General features: G+C 71.7%; 13 protein-coding genes. 10 read left to right on the top strand and 3 right to left on the bottom strand.

Translation table 11 applies throughout. The annotated features are described in order from the left end of the window. Positions 1-15 precede the first annotated feature (15 nt). Positions 16-969 (top strand): formylglycine-generating enzyme family protein, encoded by a 954-nt coding sequence (locus tag ACZ67T_RS27500; protein WP_469987654.1) that lies wholly within the window; start codon positions 16-18, stop codon positions 967-969. 7 nt (positions 970-976) lie between these two features. Here ACZ67T_RS27500 and ACZ67T_RS27495 read toward each other — a convergent pair whose 3' ends face one another. After that, positions 977-2629, bottom strand: a complete 1653-nt coding sequence (locus tag ACZ67T_RS27495; protein WP_469987653.1) for an amidohydrolase — start codon at positions 2627-2629, stop codon at positions 977-979. Between the two features lie 45 nt (positions 2630-2674). Continuing rightward, complete coding sequence (locus ACZ67T_RS27490; RefSeq protein WP_469987652.1) at positions 2675-4153, bottom strand: APC family permease; 1479 nt, start codon at positions 4151-4153, stop codon at positions 2675-2677. Between the two features lie 119 nt (positions 4154-4272). Between ACZ67T_RS27490 and ACZ67T_RS27485 the strand changes: the two genes are divergently transcribed. After that, entirely contained in the window at positions 4273-4965 is a 693-nt protein-coding gene (locus ACZ67T_RS27485; RefSeq protein WP_469987651.1) for a TetR/AcrR family transcriptional regulator, read from the top strand. A gap of 22 nt (positions 4966-4987) precedes the next feature. On the opposite strand, the gene ACZ67T_RS27480 is transcribed toward ACZ67T_RS27485, so the two are convergent. Further along, positions 4988-5698, bottom strand: coding sequence for a FadR/GntR family transcriptional regulator (locus ACZ67T_RS27480; protein ID WP_469987650.1), 711 nt, complete (start codon positions 5696-5698; stop codon positions 4988-4990). Between the two features lie 179 nt (positions 5699-5877). Here ACZ67T_RS27480 and ACZ67T_RS27475 point away from each other — a divergent pair, with 179 nt between their 5' ends. Genes ACZ67T_RS27475 through ACZ67T_RS27440 form a run of 8 tightly spaced genes read left to right on the top strand, consistent with a single transcriptional unit; the run spans position 5878 to position 13839 of the window. Then, entirely contained in the window at positions 5878-6954 is a 1077-nt protein-coding gene (locus ACZ67T_RS27475) for a sugar ABC transporter substrate-binding protein (protein WP_469987649.1), read from the top strand. Continuing rightward, complete coding sequence (locus ACZ67T_RS27470; protein ID WP_469987648.1) at positions 6951-8480, top strand: sugar ABC transporter ATP-binding protein; 1530 nt, start codon at positions 6951-6953, stop codon at positions 8478-8480. The genes ACZ67T_RS27475 and ACZ67T_RS27470 overlap by 4 nt, the downstream gene beginning before the upstream one ends. Then, complete coding sequence (locus ACZ67T_RS27465; protein ID WP_469987647.1) at positions 8473-9507, top strand: ABC transporter permease; 1035 nt, start codon at positions 8473-8475, stop codon at positions 9505-9507. Before ACZ67T_RS27470 ends, ACZ67T_RS27465 begins: the two co-directional genes overlap by 8 nt. A gap of 40 nt (positions 9508-9547) precedes the next feature. Further along, positions 9548-10903, top strand: coding sequence for an L-fuconate dehydratase (locus ACZ67T_RS27460; RefSeq protein WP_469987646.1), 1356 nt, complete (start codon positions 9548-9550; stop codon positions 10901-10903). 14 nt (positions 10904-10917) lie between these two features. After that, positions 10918-11673, top strand: coding sequence for an SDR family NAD(P)-dependent oxidoreductase (locus ACZ67T_RS27455; protein WP_469987855.1), 756 nt, complete (start codon positions 10918-10920; stop codon positions 11671-11673). Between the two features lie 5 nt (positions 11674-11678). Next, the gene (locus ACZ67T_RS27450; RefSeq protein ID WP_469987645.1) at positions 11679-12686 is read left to right on the top strand and encodes an aldo/keto reductase; all 1008 of its coding nucleotides are present in this window, start codon (positions 11679-11681) and stop codon (positions 12684-12686) included. After that, positions 12683-12994, top strand: coding sequence for an L-rhamnose mutarotase (locus ACZ67T_RS27445; protein WP_469987644.1), 312 nt, complete (start codon positions 12683-12685; stop codon positions 12992-12994). The genes ACZ67T_RS27450 and ACZ67T_RS27445 overlap by 4 nt, the downstream gene beginning before the upstream one ends. Continuing rightward, complete coding sequence (locus tag ACZ67T_RS27440; RefSeq protein WP_469987643.1) at positions 12994-13839, top strand: amidohydrolase family protein; 846 nt, start codon at positions 12994-12996, stop codon at positions 13837-13839. Before ACZ67T_RS27445 ends, ACZ67T_RS27440 begins: the two co-directional genes overlap by 1 nt. The last annotated feature ends 12 nt before the right edge of the window (positions 13840-13851 follow it).

Genomic DNA, 13851 nt, shown 5'->3' with positions numbered 1-13851 from the left:
GTACGAGGCGGAACCATGACTGCGGAAGACGTGACCCCGAAGGCCTGCTGTGCCGCGCGCCGCGAAGGCGGCGGCGAGCCGCAGCCCGTGCGCCTCGCCCCGACGGCCCGGCGCGCCTCCGGCAAGGGCATGGTGACCCTGCCCGGCGGCACGTTCCGCATGGGCAACGAGGACGACCGGGCCAACCCCGGCGACGGTGAGGGACCGGTCCGCGAGGTCACGGTCGGCCCCTTCCGGATCGACGAACACGCCGTCACGAACGCCCAGTTCGCGACGTTCGTCAAGGACACCGGCTTCGTGACCGCCGCCGAGCGGTTCGGCTGGTCCTACGTCTTCGCCGGCTTCCTCGACCCGCGCCTCGCCCGCGCGACGCCCGCCCCCGCCGGCACCCCCTGGTGGCGGGGCGTCGAGGGCGCGACCTGGCGCGCCCCGGAGGGCCCCGGGTCCGGGATCGGGGACCGGTCGCGGCACCCCGTGATCCACGTCAGCTGGGACGACGCGAGTGCCTACGCCGCCTGGGCCGGCAAGCGGCTGCCCACCGAGGCCGAGTGGGAGTACGCGGCCCGGGGCGGCCTCGACCAGGCCCGCTACCCGTGGGGCGACGAGCTGACTCCGCGCGGCCACTGGCGCTGCAACATCTGGCAGGGCGAGTTCCCCGTCGTGAACACGGGCGAGGACGGGCACACCGGCACGGCGCCCGTCGACGCCTACCGGCCCAACGCGTACGGCCTCCACAACACCGTCGGCAATGTGTGGGAGTGGGTCGCCGACCGGTTCACCACCGACCACCCGGCGGCCCCGCTCACCGATCCGCGCGGCCCCGCCGAGGGCGACACCCGCGTGATGCGAGGCGGCTCCTACATGTGCCACGACTCGTACTGCAACCGCTATCGCGTGGCCGCGCGCACCGCCAACACACCGGACTCCAGCAGCGGGAACTGCGGTTTCCGGTGTGCGGCGGACCTGTAGGAACCGATCACTCGGCGGCGTACACCCGCTCGCCGCCCACGAACGTCTCCACGACGCGCGTCGCGCCGATCTCCTCCGTGGGCGCCGCGAACGGGTCCCGGTCGAGCACCACCAGGTCGGCGAGGCGCCCCGCCGTGATCGAGCCGGTCACGTCGTCCAGGTGGTTCACGTACGCGCTGCCCGCCGTGTACGCCGTGAGCGCCGCGTCCAGGCCGATCCGCTGCTCCGGCAGGAACACCGGCGTGCCGGGCGCCGCGTCGGGCAGGACGCGGTTGACCGCGACATGGATGGCCTCGATCGGGTCCGGGCTGCTCACCGGCCAGTCGCTGCCCGCCGCGAGCGTCGCCCCCGCACGGTGAAGGTCACCGAACGGGTACTGCCAGGCGCTGCGCTCGGGGCCGAGGAACGGGATCGTCAGGTCGTCCATCTGGGGCTCGTGCGCCGCCCACAGCGCCTGCATGTTCGCCGTCGCGCCCAGTTCCCTGAACCGGCCGATGTCGTCGGGGTGGACCACCTGGAGATGGGCGAGGTGCGGGCGCGTGTCGGTGCGCCCGTTGGCGCGGCGCGCCGCCTCGACGGCGTCGAGTGCCTCGCGCACGGCCCGGTCGCCGAGGGCGTGGAAGTGCACCTGGAAGCCGCGCGCGTCCAGCTCGGTCACGTACTTCTGCAGGTCGAGCGGCGGGACGAAGCTGATGCCGCTGTTGTCGGAGGCGCAGCCGCAGCCATCCAGGTAGGGGCCGAGGAGGGCCGCCGTGCCGTTCTCTGCCACGCCGTCCTGCATGATCTTCACCGTCGTGCAGCGCAGCCGCCCGCGCGTGCCGGCCGCGCGACGCGCCACGAGCTCGTCGATCTGCTCGGTGCCGCGCGCGCGGTCCCACCACAGCGAGCCGATGACCCGTGCGGTGAGGCGCCCGTCCCCGGCGGTCGTGAGATACGCGTCCGTGGGGTCGGTGAGGTTGGCGTGCTCGCCGAGGAGGGCGTCCTGCCATGCGGTGACGCCGAGGGAGTGCATCAGCGCCTGGGCCCGCAGCAGGCCCGTGATCTTCTGCTCCAGGGTGACGGGCGGCAGCAGCCGTCCGATCAGGTTCGCCGCGCCCTCCTGGAGCATGCCCGTCGGCGCCCCGTCGGCGTCGCGCTCGATGCGGCCGTCGGCGGGGTCGGGGGTGCGGGCGTCGATCCCGGCGGCCTGCAGGGCGCGGGAGTTGACCCAGGCGCCGTGGTGGTCACGGTTGACGAGGTAGGCCGGGCGGTCGGGCACGAGGGCGTCGAGCTCGGCGGCCGTGGGCAGGCCGCCGGGGAACGCCTCCATCGACCAGCCGCCGCCGGTGATCCACTCGGTGTCGGGGTGCGCCTGTGCGTACGCGGCGATGCGGCGCCGGTACTCGTCGAGGGTCGTCGCGCCGCTCAGGTCGCACTGGCCGAGCTCCATGCCGCCGCCGACCGGATGCGCGTGCGCGTCCTGGAACCCGGGGATGAGCAACTTGCCCTTCAGGTCCACCACTTCGGTGGCCGGGCCGATGAGTTCGCGTACCTCGTCGTGGCCCACGGCGACGATCCGCTCGCCGCGGACGGCCACCGAGGTCGCGCGCGACCGGGCGGGGGAGAGGGTGTGGACCGGGCCGCCGGTGAAGACCAGATCGGCGGGGGCGGTGTCGGACATGGGACGTGACTCCTTGGGGTGAGGGGACGGGCCGGTCGGTGCCGGTCAGGAATGTTCGGGGGTCAGGGGGGCCGTCTCGGGCGCGGTGCCGCCGCCCGTGACGAAGTACGGGGAGCGGCGCACGTACTTGGCGTACGCGGCCATCACCAGGCCGGACGCGACGATCGCGACCGGTACCGACAGCATGAACCACCCGTTGTCCGGGCTGAGTTCGAAGCGGTCGCTCATCGTCACGTAGGAGCGCGCGAGGTAGACGCCGATCCCGAGGAGCGCGAGGGCGCTGACGCCGGGAGCCACGACCGCGCGCAGCGCACCGGACAGCGGGCCGCGCAGGGCGGCGCGGAAGCGGACCGCGCAGGCGAGCGCCGTCAGGCCGTAGTAGAGGGCGACGACGAGGCCGATGGAGTTGACGGCGGCGAGGATCATCTCGTTGAGCTTGGGGATGGCCAGCGCAAGCACGGAGACCCCGGCTGAGATCGACATGATGAGGACCGTGCCCAGGGCCGGGGACCCGTAACGGGGCGAGACGCGGGTCCACACCTGGCCCATCGTGCGGTCGCGGCCCATGGCGAGGAGGCCGCGGGCCGTAGGGATGACGCTCGACTGGAGCGAGGCGACCGCGGAGAACATCAGCGCGAGCAGCGGCAGCGTCGCCCACGGCTCGTCGGCGAGCTTCGCGCCCAGGTAGGTGAGGCCCTGCGGGCCCTGGGCGATCAGTTCGGGCAGGCTCATCTCGCGCTGGAAGGCCACGGCACCGTAGAGGAACATCGCGAGCATCGTGAAGAGGGCGATGAAGCCGCCCCGGCCGGCGTCGCGCACGTTCTTCGTCTCCTCCGTGACGCTGAACGCCGCGTCCCAGCCCCAGAAGAAGAACACCGCGAGGACGAGGCCCTGGGCGAAGGCAGTGCCGTCGTGGATGGCGAGGGGGTTCAGCCAGGACCACTGGAAGGCGTGGCTGCCCGAGATCAGGGCCCAGCCGCAGAACGCCAGCAGGACCGCGTACTCGAAGACGAGCAGCCAGGTCTGGAGCCGGGTGGCCTTGCGGACACCGGTGATCGCCGTGTACGTCACGACGGCCAGGACCAGGAGGCCGACCACCGTACTCAGGGCCGTCGAGTTCGGGTCCAGCGTGAGTCCGAGGGCGTGGTGCCAGCCGGCCTTGTTCGCGAACTGGAGGAAGACCGACCCTGTCACGGCGCTGGTGTACGCCATGAAGATCACCGTGCCGATCAGGGTGACCCAGCCCGTGATGAAGCCGGGCCACGGGCCGAGCGACTTGCCGACCCACACATAGCCGCTGCCCATGTTCGGCTCGGAGCGGTTGAGGCGGGCGTACGCGGAGGCGATGCCGAGGATCGGCAGGAACGCCACGAGCAGGATCGCCGGGGCCTGGAGGCCCACCGTCGCGGCGAGCGCGCCCATGCCGATCCCGATGCTGGTGGTGGCCGCGGTACTGGACGCGGCGATGGCGACGCCGTCGACGACACCGAGGGAACGGCGCAGGCCAGGGGGTTCGCTGCTCATTCGGACACTCCTGAAACCGGAGGAGGGGAGGGAGGGTGCGATCAAACAGGCCTTGTCAATGTTGCGTCAATGGTGTTGACATAAGGGGAACGGGCGGCGCGGACGGAAGGGGATTCGGGATGACCGAGGGGCGGATTCCGGTGGAGCGGCGGCGCCGCAAGCCGACCAAGTCGGGGGTGCTGCTCTCCGGCGACCTGATCGTCGACTGCGCCCTGCGCCTGGTCGGCCAGCACGGGCCGGACGCGCTGAGCGTGCGCAGGCTGGGCGCCGCGCTCGGCTGCGACCCGAGCGCCGTCTACCGCTACTTCCACAACACGGACGACCTGCTCCTCGCCGTCGCCGACCGGATCATCGGCGAGAGCATGGCCGGCTTCACACGCGGCGACGACTGGGTCGCGGACCTGCGGACCATGGGGCGGCGGATCCATCGCGCCTACAGCGAGCACCCGCGGATCGCCGCCATGGCCGCGTACCGGGTGACGCGTCGGATCAACGAGGTCAAGGCGGTGGAGACGGGAATCGGGCTGCTGCGGAGCGCGGGCTTCGACGCGGCCACGGCCGTGCGGTACTACGCGGCGTTCGTGGACACGGCGCTCGGGCACGCGGCCCTGGACGCCTCCCATCTGGCGCTGCCGCCCGAGCGGCGCGCCCAGGACCACAGCGCCTGGACGGACACGTACCAGTCGCTCCCTGCGGACACGTACCCCCAACTCGACGCCGTTCGCGAGCACTTGCCCCTCATGGCGCAGAGTTCCTTCGGGGCGGCGCTGGAACTCCTGCTCTCGGCGCTCGCGGCACGGGCGCCGCGCTGACCCTCCCTCTCGCGGGGCGTGGTCAGGCCGGTTCGGCGTCGAGCTGGCTGCGCATCCAGGCCTCGACCTCGCCCACATGGGCCGCCGCCGCGGCGCGCGCCGCCTCCGGGTCGCGGTCGACCAGCGCGCGGTGGATCCGCGCGTGCTCGCGGCCCGTACGCTCGAACGCGCCTTCCTCCTGGTAGCCGCGCCAGACGCGCGCCCGGAACGTCCGTGAGGACAGTCCGTCCAGGATCGCGGCCATCGTGTCATTGCCCGCGGCCGTGGCGATCGCCCGGTGGAACGCCAGGTCGTGGGAGAGGATCTCCTCGGGGTCGTCCGTCGCCGCCATCGCCGCCAAGTGCAGCTCCACCTCGGCGAGTTGCTCCGCAGTGATACGTGCCGCGGCCAGCGCCGTGGCCGTCGACTCGAGCACCCGGCGCACCTCCATCAGCTCCACGAGACGGGCCCCGCGCGAGAGATCGGCGACGACGCCGAACGTCTCCAGGAGATCCCCGGCGTTCAACTGCGTGACGTAGATGCCGGATCCGTGCCGCGCCTCCAGGACGCCGAGGACCGTGAGCGCCCTGATGGCCTCACGCATGGAGCTGCGCGAGATGCCGAGCTGGGTGGCCAGATCGCGCTCCGTCGGCAGCCGCTGGCCCGGCTCGAGCAGTCCCTCGCCGATCATCGCCTTGATCTGCTCGATGGCCCGCTGCGTCACGGTGCCCTTCTGCGGGGCGGTCTGTTCCACGGACGCTCCTCAATTTGCCGGGTGCGCCGCAGTCTAGCCAGAGATGTGGTCCGACCACTACGGCTTGAAACGCGGAAAAGTTGGCGACGAGGGGTGTTGTGGCCGCCAAGTGGTCTGATAAATATTTCCGCCATCAGGTACCAGAAGTCGCTCGATCTCGCTCGATGAGGAGCCGTCAGATGGCCGGCAGAACAGTGCGCAAGCGGAACAGGTCGCGGATCGTCGGCGCGGCGGCGGTCGCCGCTTGCGCCGCCCTGGTGCTCTCCGCGTGCGGCAGCACGAAGGACGACGTCGCCTCCGGCGGCAAGGGCGGCGGCGACGGAAAGGGCAAGGTCGGGGTCATCCTGCCCCTGCTCACCTCGCCGTTCTGGCAGTCGTACAACGACTACGTGCCGAAGATGGCGAAGTCCGAGAGCGTGGACGCGCTCAAGACCGTCAACTCCAACAGCGACCCCTCGCAGCAGATCACGGACATCAACAACCAGCTCAACCAGGGCGTCAAGGGCCTCGTCGTCGCGCCCCTCGACAGCGCCGCGATCTCCGCCGGCCTCGACCAGGCCGAGCGCAAGGGCGTCCCCGTCGTCGCCGTGGACGTCGCGCCCGAGAAGGGCAAGGTCGCCATGGTCGTACGCGCCAACAACGTCGCGTACGGCGAGAAGGCCTGCGAGTACCTCGGCCAGCAGGTCAAGACCGGCAAGGTCGTCCAGATCATGGGTGACCTCGCCTCCGTGAACGGCCGCGAGCGCTCGCAGGCCTTCCGCGACTGCGTCAAGAAGAAGTACCCGGACCTCAAGGTCCTGGAGATCCCCGCCAAGTGGGAGTCCGACACCGCCGCGTCCAAGCTGGACACCCTCCTCAACGCCAACCCCGACATCAAGGGCATCTACATGCAGGCGGGCGGCGTCTACCTCGCGCCCACCCTGCAGACCCTCAAGTCCAAGGGCATGCTGAAGAAGACCGGCGAGAAGGGCCACATCGCGATCGTCTCGAACGACGGCATCCCGCAGGAGTTCGACGCGATCCGCAAGGGCCAGATCGACGCGACCGTCTCCCAGCCCGCCGACGCCTACGCCAAGTACGGCATGTACTACATCAAGGCGGCGATGCAGGGGAAGACGTTCAAGCCCGGTCCCACCGACCACGACTCGGAGATCGTCAAGCTGCCCAGCGGCATCCTCGAGGACCAGCTGCCCGCGCCGCTCGTCACCAAGGACAACGTCGACGACCCGAAGCTCTGGGGAAACACGGTCAAATGAGCACCTCGACGACAACCACGCCGGCGGTCAGGCCGCTGGTCGAGGCGTCGGGCATCGCCAAGCGGTACGGTCCCACGGTCGCCCTGCAGGACGGTCGCCTGACCGTCCTGCCCGGCGAGTCCCACGCCCTCGTGGGCCGCAACGGCGCCGGCAAGTCCACCCTGGTCACGGTCCTCACCGGCCTCCAGGCACCGGACGCGGGCACCCTCCTGTTCGACGGCGAGCCCGCGCCCCCGCTCAGCGACCGCGACGCCTGGCGCGCCAAGGTCGCCTGCGTCTACCAGAAGCCGACCGTCGTACCCGAACTGACGGTCGCCGAGAACCTCTTCATCAACCGGCAGCCCGGCAGCCGCCGCGGCTTCTTCTCCTGGCGCAAGCTCCAGGAGGAGGCCGCGCAGGTCCTCGGCACCTGGGACATCCACGTCGACCCCGACGCCCGCACCGCGGACCTCAAGGTCGAGGACCGCCAAATGGTCGAGATCGCAAGGGCGTTGAGCGGAGGCGCCCGCTTCATCGTCCTCGACGAGCCCACCGCACAGCTCGACAACCGCGAGATCGAGCGCCTCTTCACGCGCATGCGGGCCCTCCAGGAGTCCGGCGTCACGTTCCTGTTCATCTCGCACCACCTCCAGGAGGTGTACGAGGTCTGCCAGACGGTCACCGTGCTGCGCGACGCCCGCTGGATCACCACGGCGCCGGTCGCGGAACTGCCGCGCGCCGCACTGGTCGAGGCGATGGCCGGCGAGGTCATCGCCGAGCAGCGCGCGGCCGCCCGCGCCGCCGTGGAGCACGAGCCCGACGCCACCGTCCTCCTCGACGCGCGCGGCCTCACCTCGGAGGCGTACGACGACGTCGACCTGACCATCCGCAGCGGCGAGGTCGTCGGACTCGCCGGATCCAGCGGCAGCGGCAAGATCCAGCTCGCCGAGGCGCTCGCCGGGCTGCACAGGCCGACCGCCGGAACGGCCCGGCTCGACGGCAGGCAGCTGCCGTTCGGCGACGTGGGAGCCTCGCTCGCCGCGGGCGTCGGCTGCGTGCCGCGCGACCGGCACGACCAGGGCCTCGTCACCGGCATGACCATCGGCGACAACGCCACCATGAGTGTCCTCGGACGTCTGGGCCGCTACGGGTTCGTCGGCACCGACCGCAAGCGCCGCTTCGCCGCCGACCTGATCGACCGCCTCGACATCCACGCCGAGGGGCCCGACCAGCCCGTGTCCGACCTCTCCGGGGGCAACGCCCAGAAGGTCGTCATGGCCCGGGCCCTCGCCTCCGACCCCCGGCTTCTCGTCCTCATCAACCCCACCGCGGGCGTCGACGTGAAGTCCAAGGAGTCCCTGCTGTCCCGCATGGACAGCGCCCGCGAGGACGGCACCGCGGTCCTCGTCGTCTCCGACGAGCTCGACGACCTGCGCCGCTGTGACCGGGTCCTCGTCCTTTTCCACGGGAAGGTCGTCGCCGAGCACGCGGCCGGCTGGAACGACCACGAGCTGATCGCCTCCATCGAAGGAGTGGACCATGGCTGACATCAAGGCCCCGTCGGCCTCAACAGCCACCCCCGTACGGCTGCCCGGCAAGGGCTCCGCGAAGAACGTCCTGTTGCGCCGGGCGCGCGAACTCGCCCTCGTGCCGGCCCTGTTGCTGCTGATGGTGCTCGGGGCGGTCGTCAACGACTCGTTCCTCACCGAGCGCAACCTGATCTCCATCCTCGGCGCGTCCGCAGCCCTCGCGATGGTCGTCCTCGCCGAGTCGCTCGTCCTCATCACGGGCAAGTTCGACCTGTCCCTGGAGTCGGTGGTCGGCATCGCGCCCGCCGTCGGCGCCCTGCTCGTCCTGCCCGCCTCCCAGTCCGGATTCGGCACCGAGTTCCCGACCGTGCTCGCGCTGCTCGCGATCCTCGTCGTGGGCGCGGTGATCGGGGCCTTCAACGGCATCCTCGTCGTGAAGTTCAAGCTCAACGCCTTCATCGTGACCCTGGCGATGCTGATCGTCCTGCGCGGACTGCTCGTCGGCGCGACCAAGGGCAAGACGCTGTTCGGGATGCCCGACGCGTTCTTCTCCCTCGCGACCACGACGTTCCTGCGCATCCCGATGTCCGTGTGGCTGGCCGCCGTCGCCTTCGGCGTGGTGGGCCTCGTCCTGAAGTACCACCGGATCGGACGCGCCCTGTACGCGATCGGCGGCAACGCCGACGCCGCACGCGCCGCGGGCATCTGCGTCGAGCGCGTGATGCTCGGCGTGTTCGTCATCGCGGGAGTCCTCGCCGCGGTCGGCGGGATCATGCAGACCGGCTACGTCGGCGCGATCAGCGCCAACCAGGGCAACAACATGATCTTCACCGTGTTCGCGGCGGCGGTCATCGGCGGTATCAGCCTGGACGGCGGCAAGGGCACCATGTTCGGCGCCCTCACCGGCGTCCTGCTGCTCGGCGTCGTCCAGAACCTGCTGACCCTCGCCCAGGTTCCCTCGTTCTGGATCCAGGCCATCTACGGCGGGATCATCCTCCTCGCCCTGATGATCGCCCGTGTGACGACCGGCCGCGCCCAGGACTGACCCCCGCCTCAGCGAGACGTTTCAGCAAGAAAGGCCACCCGTGTCTCCAACTGCCGCCCGAATCACCGCGGTCGACACCTATGACATCCGGTTCCCCACCTCGCGGGAGCTGGACGGATCCGACGCCATGAACCCGGACCCCGACTACTCCGCCGCCTACGTCGTGCTCCGCACCGACGCCGCCGACGGAGCCGAGGGGCACGGATTCACGTTCACCATCGGCCGTGGCAACGATGTCCAGGTCGCCGCGATCGACGCCCTGCGGCACCATGTCGTCGGCCGGGGGGTCGACGAACTGTGCGCCGACCCGGGGACGTTGAACCGCGACCTGATCGGTGACAGCCAGCTCCGCTGGCTGGGCCCCGAGAAGGGCGTGATGCACATGGCGATCGGCGCCGTCGTCAACGCCGTGTGGGACCTGGCGGCCAAGCGCGCCCGCAAGCCGCTGTGGCAGTTCCTGGCCGACGCGACGCCCGAGTGGCTCGTCTCGCAGATCGACTTCCGCTACATCGCCGACGCCCTCACCCCCGACGAGGCCCTCGCGCTCCTCAGATCGGGCCGCGAGGGCGCGGCGGAACGCGAGAGCGCCCTGCGCGAGCGCGGCTTCCCCGGCTACACCACCTCACCCGGCTGGCTCGGCTACTCCGACGAGAAGCTCGGCCGGCTCGCCCGGCAGGCCGTCACCGACGGCTTCCGGCAGATCAAGCTGAAGGTCGGCGCCGACCTCGCCGACGACATCCGGCGCTGCCGCACCGCCCGCGCGGTGATCGGCCCGGACATCCGGATGGCGATCGACGCCAACCAGCGGTGGAACGTCGGCGAGGCCATCGAGTGGACCAGGGCGCTCGCCGAGTTCGACCCGTACTGGGTGGAGGAGCCGACCAGCCCCGACGACGTCCTCGGCCACGCGGCGATCCGCAGGGCCGTGGCGCCCGTGAAGGTCGCCACCGGCGAGCACGTCCAGAACCGCATCATCTTCAAGCAGCTCCTCCAGGCCGGCGCCATCGACATCCTCCAGATCGACGCGGCGCGCGTCGGCGGCGTCAACGAGAACCTCGCCATCCTGCTGCTCGCCGCCAAGTTCGGCGTCCCCGTGTGCCCGCACGCGGGCGGCGTCGGCCTGTGCGAACTCGTCCAGCACCTCTCGATGTTCGACTACGTCGCCCTCGCCGGCACCACGCAGGACCGCGTCATCGAGTACGTCGACCATCTGCACGGACACTTCATCGACCCCGTCGTGATGCGCGACGGCCACTACACGGCGCCTACGGCGCCCGGATTCTCCGCCGCGATGCGGCCCGAGTCCATCGCGGAGTACACCTACCCCGACGGCGCGTTCTGGGCCGCCGACCTCGCCCGGCAGGGCGTCACCGACCAGAAGGGTGCAGCGGCATGACCGACGCCAGCGACGTGCAGGACTTCGCGGGGCTCAAGGCCCTCGTCACCGGCGGAGCGTCCGGGATCGGCCGGGCCACCGCCGAACTCCTCGCCGCCCGCGGCGCGAGTGTCGCCGTGCTCGACCTCGACCCGGGCGGCGTCGACAAGCCACTGCGCGGCTACACCGCCGACGTCAGCGACGACGCCTCCGTCCGCGCCTCCGTCGCCGCCGCCGTGGCGGACCTCGGCGGCCTCGACGTCCTCGTCAACAACGCGGGCATCGGCGCCCAGGGCACCGTCGAGGACAACGACGACGACCAGTGGCACCGCGTCCTCGACGTCAACGTCCTCGGCATCGTCCGCACGACCCGCGCCGCCCTGCCCCACCTTCGGGAGTCGTCGCACGCGGCGATCGTCAACACCTGCTCCATCGCCGCGACGGCCGGCCTCCCGCAGCGCGCCCTGTACTCGGCGTCGAAGGGCGCCGTGTACTCCCTGACGCTCGCCATGGCCGCGGACCACGTCCGCGAAGGAGTTCGCGTCAACTGCGTCAACCCGGGGACCGTGGACACCCCATGGGTCGGCCGGCTGCTGTCCGCCGCCCCCGACCCGGCCGCCGAACGCGCGGCCCTCGCCTCCCGCCAGCCCACGGGGCGTCTCGTCTCCGCGGCCGAAGTAGCTGGCGCCGTCGCGTACTTGGCGAGCCCGCTGTCCGGCGCCACGACCGGCACCGCCCTGGCCGTCGACGGCGGCATGCAGGGCCTGCGCCTGCGCCCCGCGGGCCAGTGACCGCCATGCGCACCCGCACCCTGGGCCGGAGCGGCGTCGACGTCACCGAGCTGTCCTTCGGCGCCGCCGGCATCGGCAACCTGTACACGCCCGTCACCGACGAGGAGGCCAGGGCCGCGGTCGACGCGGCCTGGGGCGCGGGCATCCGCTACTTCGACACGGCCCCGCACTACGGCATCGGCCTGTCCGAGCGGCGCCTCGGCGAGGCGCTCGCGGCCCGGGACCGGTCCGCGTACACCGTCTCCACCAAGGCGGGGCGGCTCCTCGTACCGGCCGCGGAGAGCGGGGGCGACGACCTGGGGAACGGGTTCGCCGTGCCCGCCACGCACCGCCGGGTCTGGGACTTCAGCGCGGACGGGGTGCGCCGCTCCCTGGAGGACAGCCTGACGCGGCTCGGCCTCGACCGCGTCGATGTCGTCTATCTGCACGACCCGGACGACCACGGTGAGCAGGCGTTCCGTGAGGGCTACCCGGCCCTTGAGCGCCTGCGTGCCGAGGGTCTCGTCGGGGCGATCGGCGCCGGCATGAATCAGGCCGCCATGCTCACCCGGTTCGTCCGTGACACCGATGTGGACGCCGTGCTGTGCGCGGGCCGCTACACCCTCCTCGACCAGGGGGCGCTGGCGGAGCTGCTGCCCGAGGCGCAGGCGCGCGGCACGTCGGTCGTCGTCGGCGGAGTGTTCAACTCCGGCCTCCTCGCCGACCCGCGGCCCGGCGCGACGTACGACTACGCGGCCGCGCCCCGCGAAGTCCTCGACCGCGCCTACCGGTTGAAGGACCTGGCGCAGCGGCACGGCATCACCCTCCGGGCGGCCGCACTCGCCTTTCCGTTCGGCCATCCGGCGGTGGCGAGCGTCCTAGTCGGTACGCGCTCGCCGCGCGAAGTCCGCGACACCACACAGCAGTTCGGCGTCGCCGTGCCGGCCGCGTTCTGGGAGGAAGCCCGCGCCGCGGGGCTCCTTGCCGGCGAAGTCCCCGTCCCGGCCCCCGTTCCCGGAGAGGAGCACACGTGAGAATCGCCCTGCACACCAAGGTCCGCGCCGACCGCGTCGACGCGTACGAGGCCGCGCACCGCGAGGTCCCGGCCGAACTCCGGACGGCCATCCGCGCGGCCGGTGCCACGTCGTGGACCATCTGGCGCAGCGGGACCGACCTGTTCCACGTCCTGGAGTGCGAGGACTACGCCCGCATGCTCGCCGAGCTGGACAAGCTCCCGGTGAACATCGCCTGGCAGGCCCGTATGGCCGAGCTCCTCGACGTCGTCCACGACTACTCGGCCGACGGCGCGGACGCGGGCCTGCCCGTCGTGTGGGAGCTGTGATGCCCGCCGTCGTCGACGCGCACCACCACGTCTGGGACCTCTCCGTGCGCGACCAGGACTGGATCACCGGCAGGCAACTCGCCCCGATCCGGCGAAACTTCACGCTCCACGACCTGGCACCCCTCGCGCGCAAGTCCGCGGTCACGGCGACCGTCCTCGTACAGACCGTCACCGTCGAGGAGGAGACCCCGGAGTTCCTCGCCCTGGCCCACGACAGCGAACTCGTGGCCGCAGTGGTCGGCTGGGCCGACCTCACACGCCCCGACATCGCCGACACCCTGGCCCGCCTCGCCGAACTCCCCGGCGGGCGTCACCTGAAGGGCATCCGTCACCAGGTCCAGGGGGAGTCCGACCCGGGGTGGCTGCTGCGGCCCGACGTGCGCCGCGGCCTCGCGGCCGTCGCCGAGGCCGGTCTGGTCTACGACCTCGTGGTCCTGCCCCACCAGCTCCCGGCCTGCGCCGCGGCCGCCGCCGGTCTGCCCGGCCTCACCTTCGTACTCGACCACTGCGGCAAGCCGCCCGTCGCGTCGGGCGTCACCGAGCCCTGGGCCGACGACGTGCGCGCGCTCGCGGCCCTCCCCAACACGGTCTGCAAACTCTCCGGCCTGGTCACCGAGGCCGACTGGGCGGCGTGGACGCCGGCGGCGCTGCGGCCGTACGCCGACACGGTCCTGGAGGCGTTCGGGCCCGACCGCCTGATGTTCGGCTCGGACTGGCCGGTGTGCACCCTCGCGGCGACATACGAGCAAGTCATTCAAGCAGCAGAGGAGTTGACCGGATCGCTGACCGCTGCTGAGCGCGACGCGGTCTTCGCCGGCACGGCGACCCGCGTCTACGGGCTCTGACTCCGGGAGGTT

It is taken from the genome of Streptomyces sp. NPDC107517, from assembly GCF_055582645.1.
The sequence above is the reverse complement of the archived record's forward strand: the minus strand, read 5'-3'. Positions and strand labels throughout refer to the sequence as shown.

Excerpts from the sequence above, each read along its gene's own strand:
- ACZ67T_RS27470 (WP_469987648.1), top strand. The coding sequence starts at position 6,951 with ATGAGCACCTCGACGACAACCACGCCGGCGGTCAGGCCGCTGGTCGAG.
- ACZ67T_RS27465 (WP_469987647.1), top strand. The coding sequence starts at position 8,473 with ATGGCTGACATCAAGGCCCCGTCGGCCTCAACAGCCACCCCCGTACGG.
- ACZ67T_RS27500 (WP_469987654.1), top strand. The coding sequence starts at position 16 with ATGACTGCGGAAGACGTGACCCCGAAGGCCTGCTGTGCCGCGCGCCGC.
- ACZ67T_RS27495 (WP_469987653.1), bottom strand. The coding sequence starts at position 2,629 with ATGTCCGACACCGCCCCCGCCGATCTGGTCTTCACCGGCGGCCCGGTC.
- ACZ67T_RS27475 (WP_469987649.1), top strand. The coding sequence starts at position 5,878 with ATGGCCGGCAGAACAGTGCGCAAGCGGAACAGGTCGCGGATCGTCGGC.
- ACZ67T_RS27440 (WP_469987643.1), top strand. The coding sequence starts at position 12,994 with ATGCCCGCCGTCGTCGACGCGCACCACCACGTCTGGGACCTCTCCGTG.
- ACZ67T_RS27450 (WP_469987645.1), top strand. The coding sequence starts at position 11,679 with ATGCGCACCCGCACCCTGGGCCGGAGCGGCGTCGACGTCACCGAGCTG.
- ACZ67T_RS27490 (WP_469987652.1), bottom strand. The coding sequence starts at position 4,153 with ATGAGCAGCGAACCCCCTGGCCTGCGCCGTTCCCTCGGTGTCGTCGAC.
- ACZ67T_RS27485 (WP_469987651.1), top strand. The coding sequence starts at position 4,273 with ATGACCGAGGGGCGGATTCCGGTGGAGCGGCGGCGCCGCAAGCCGACC.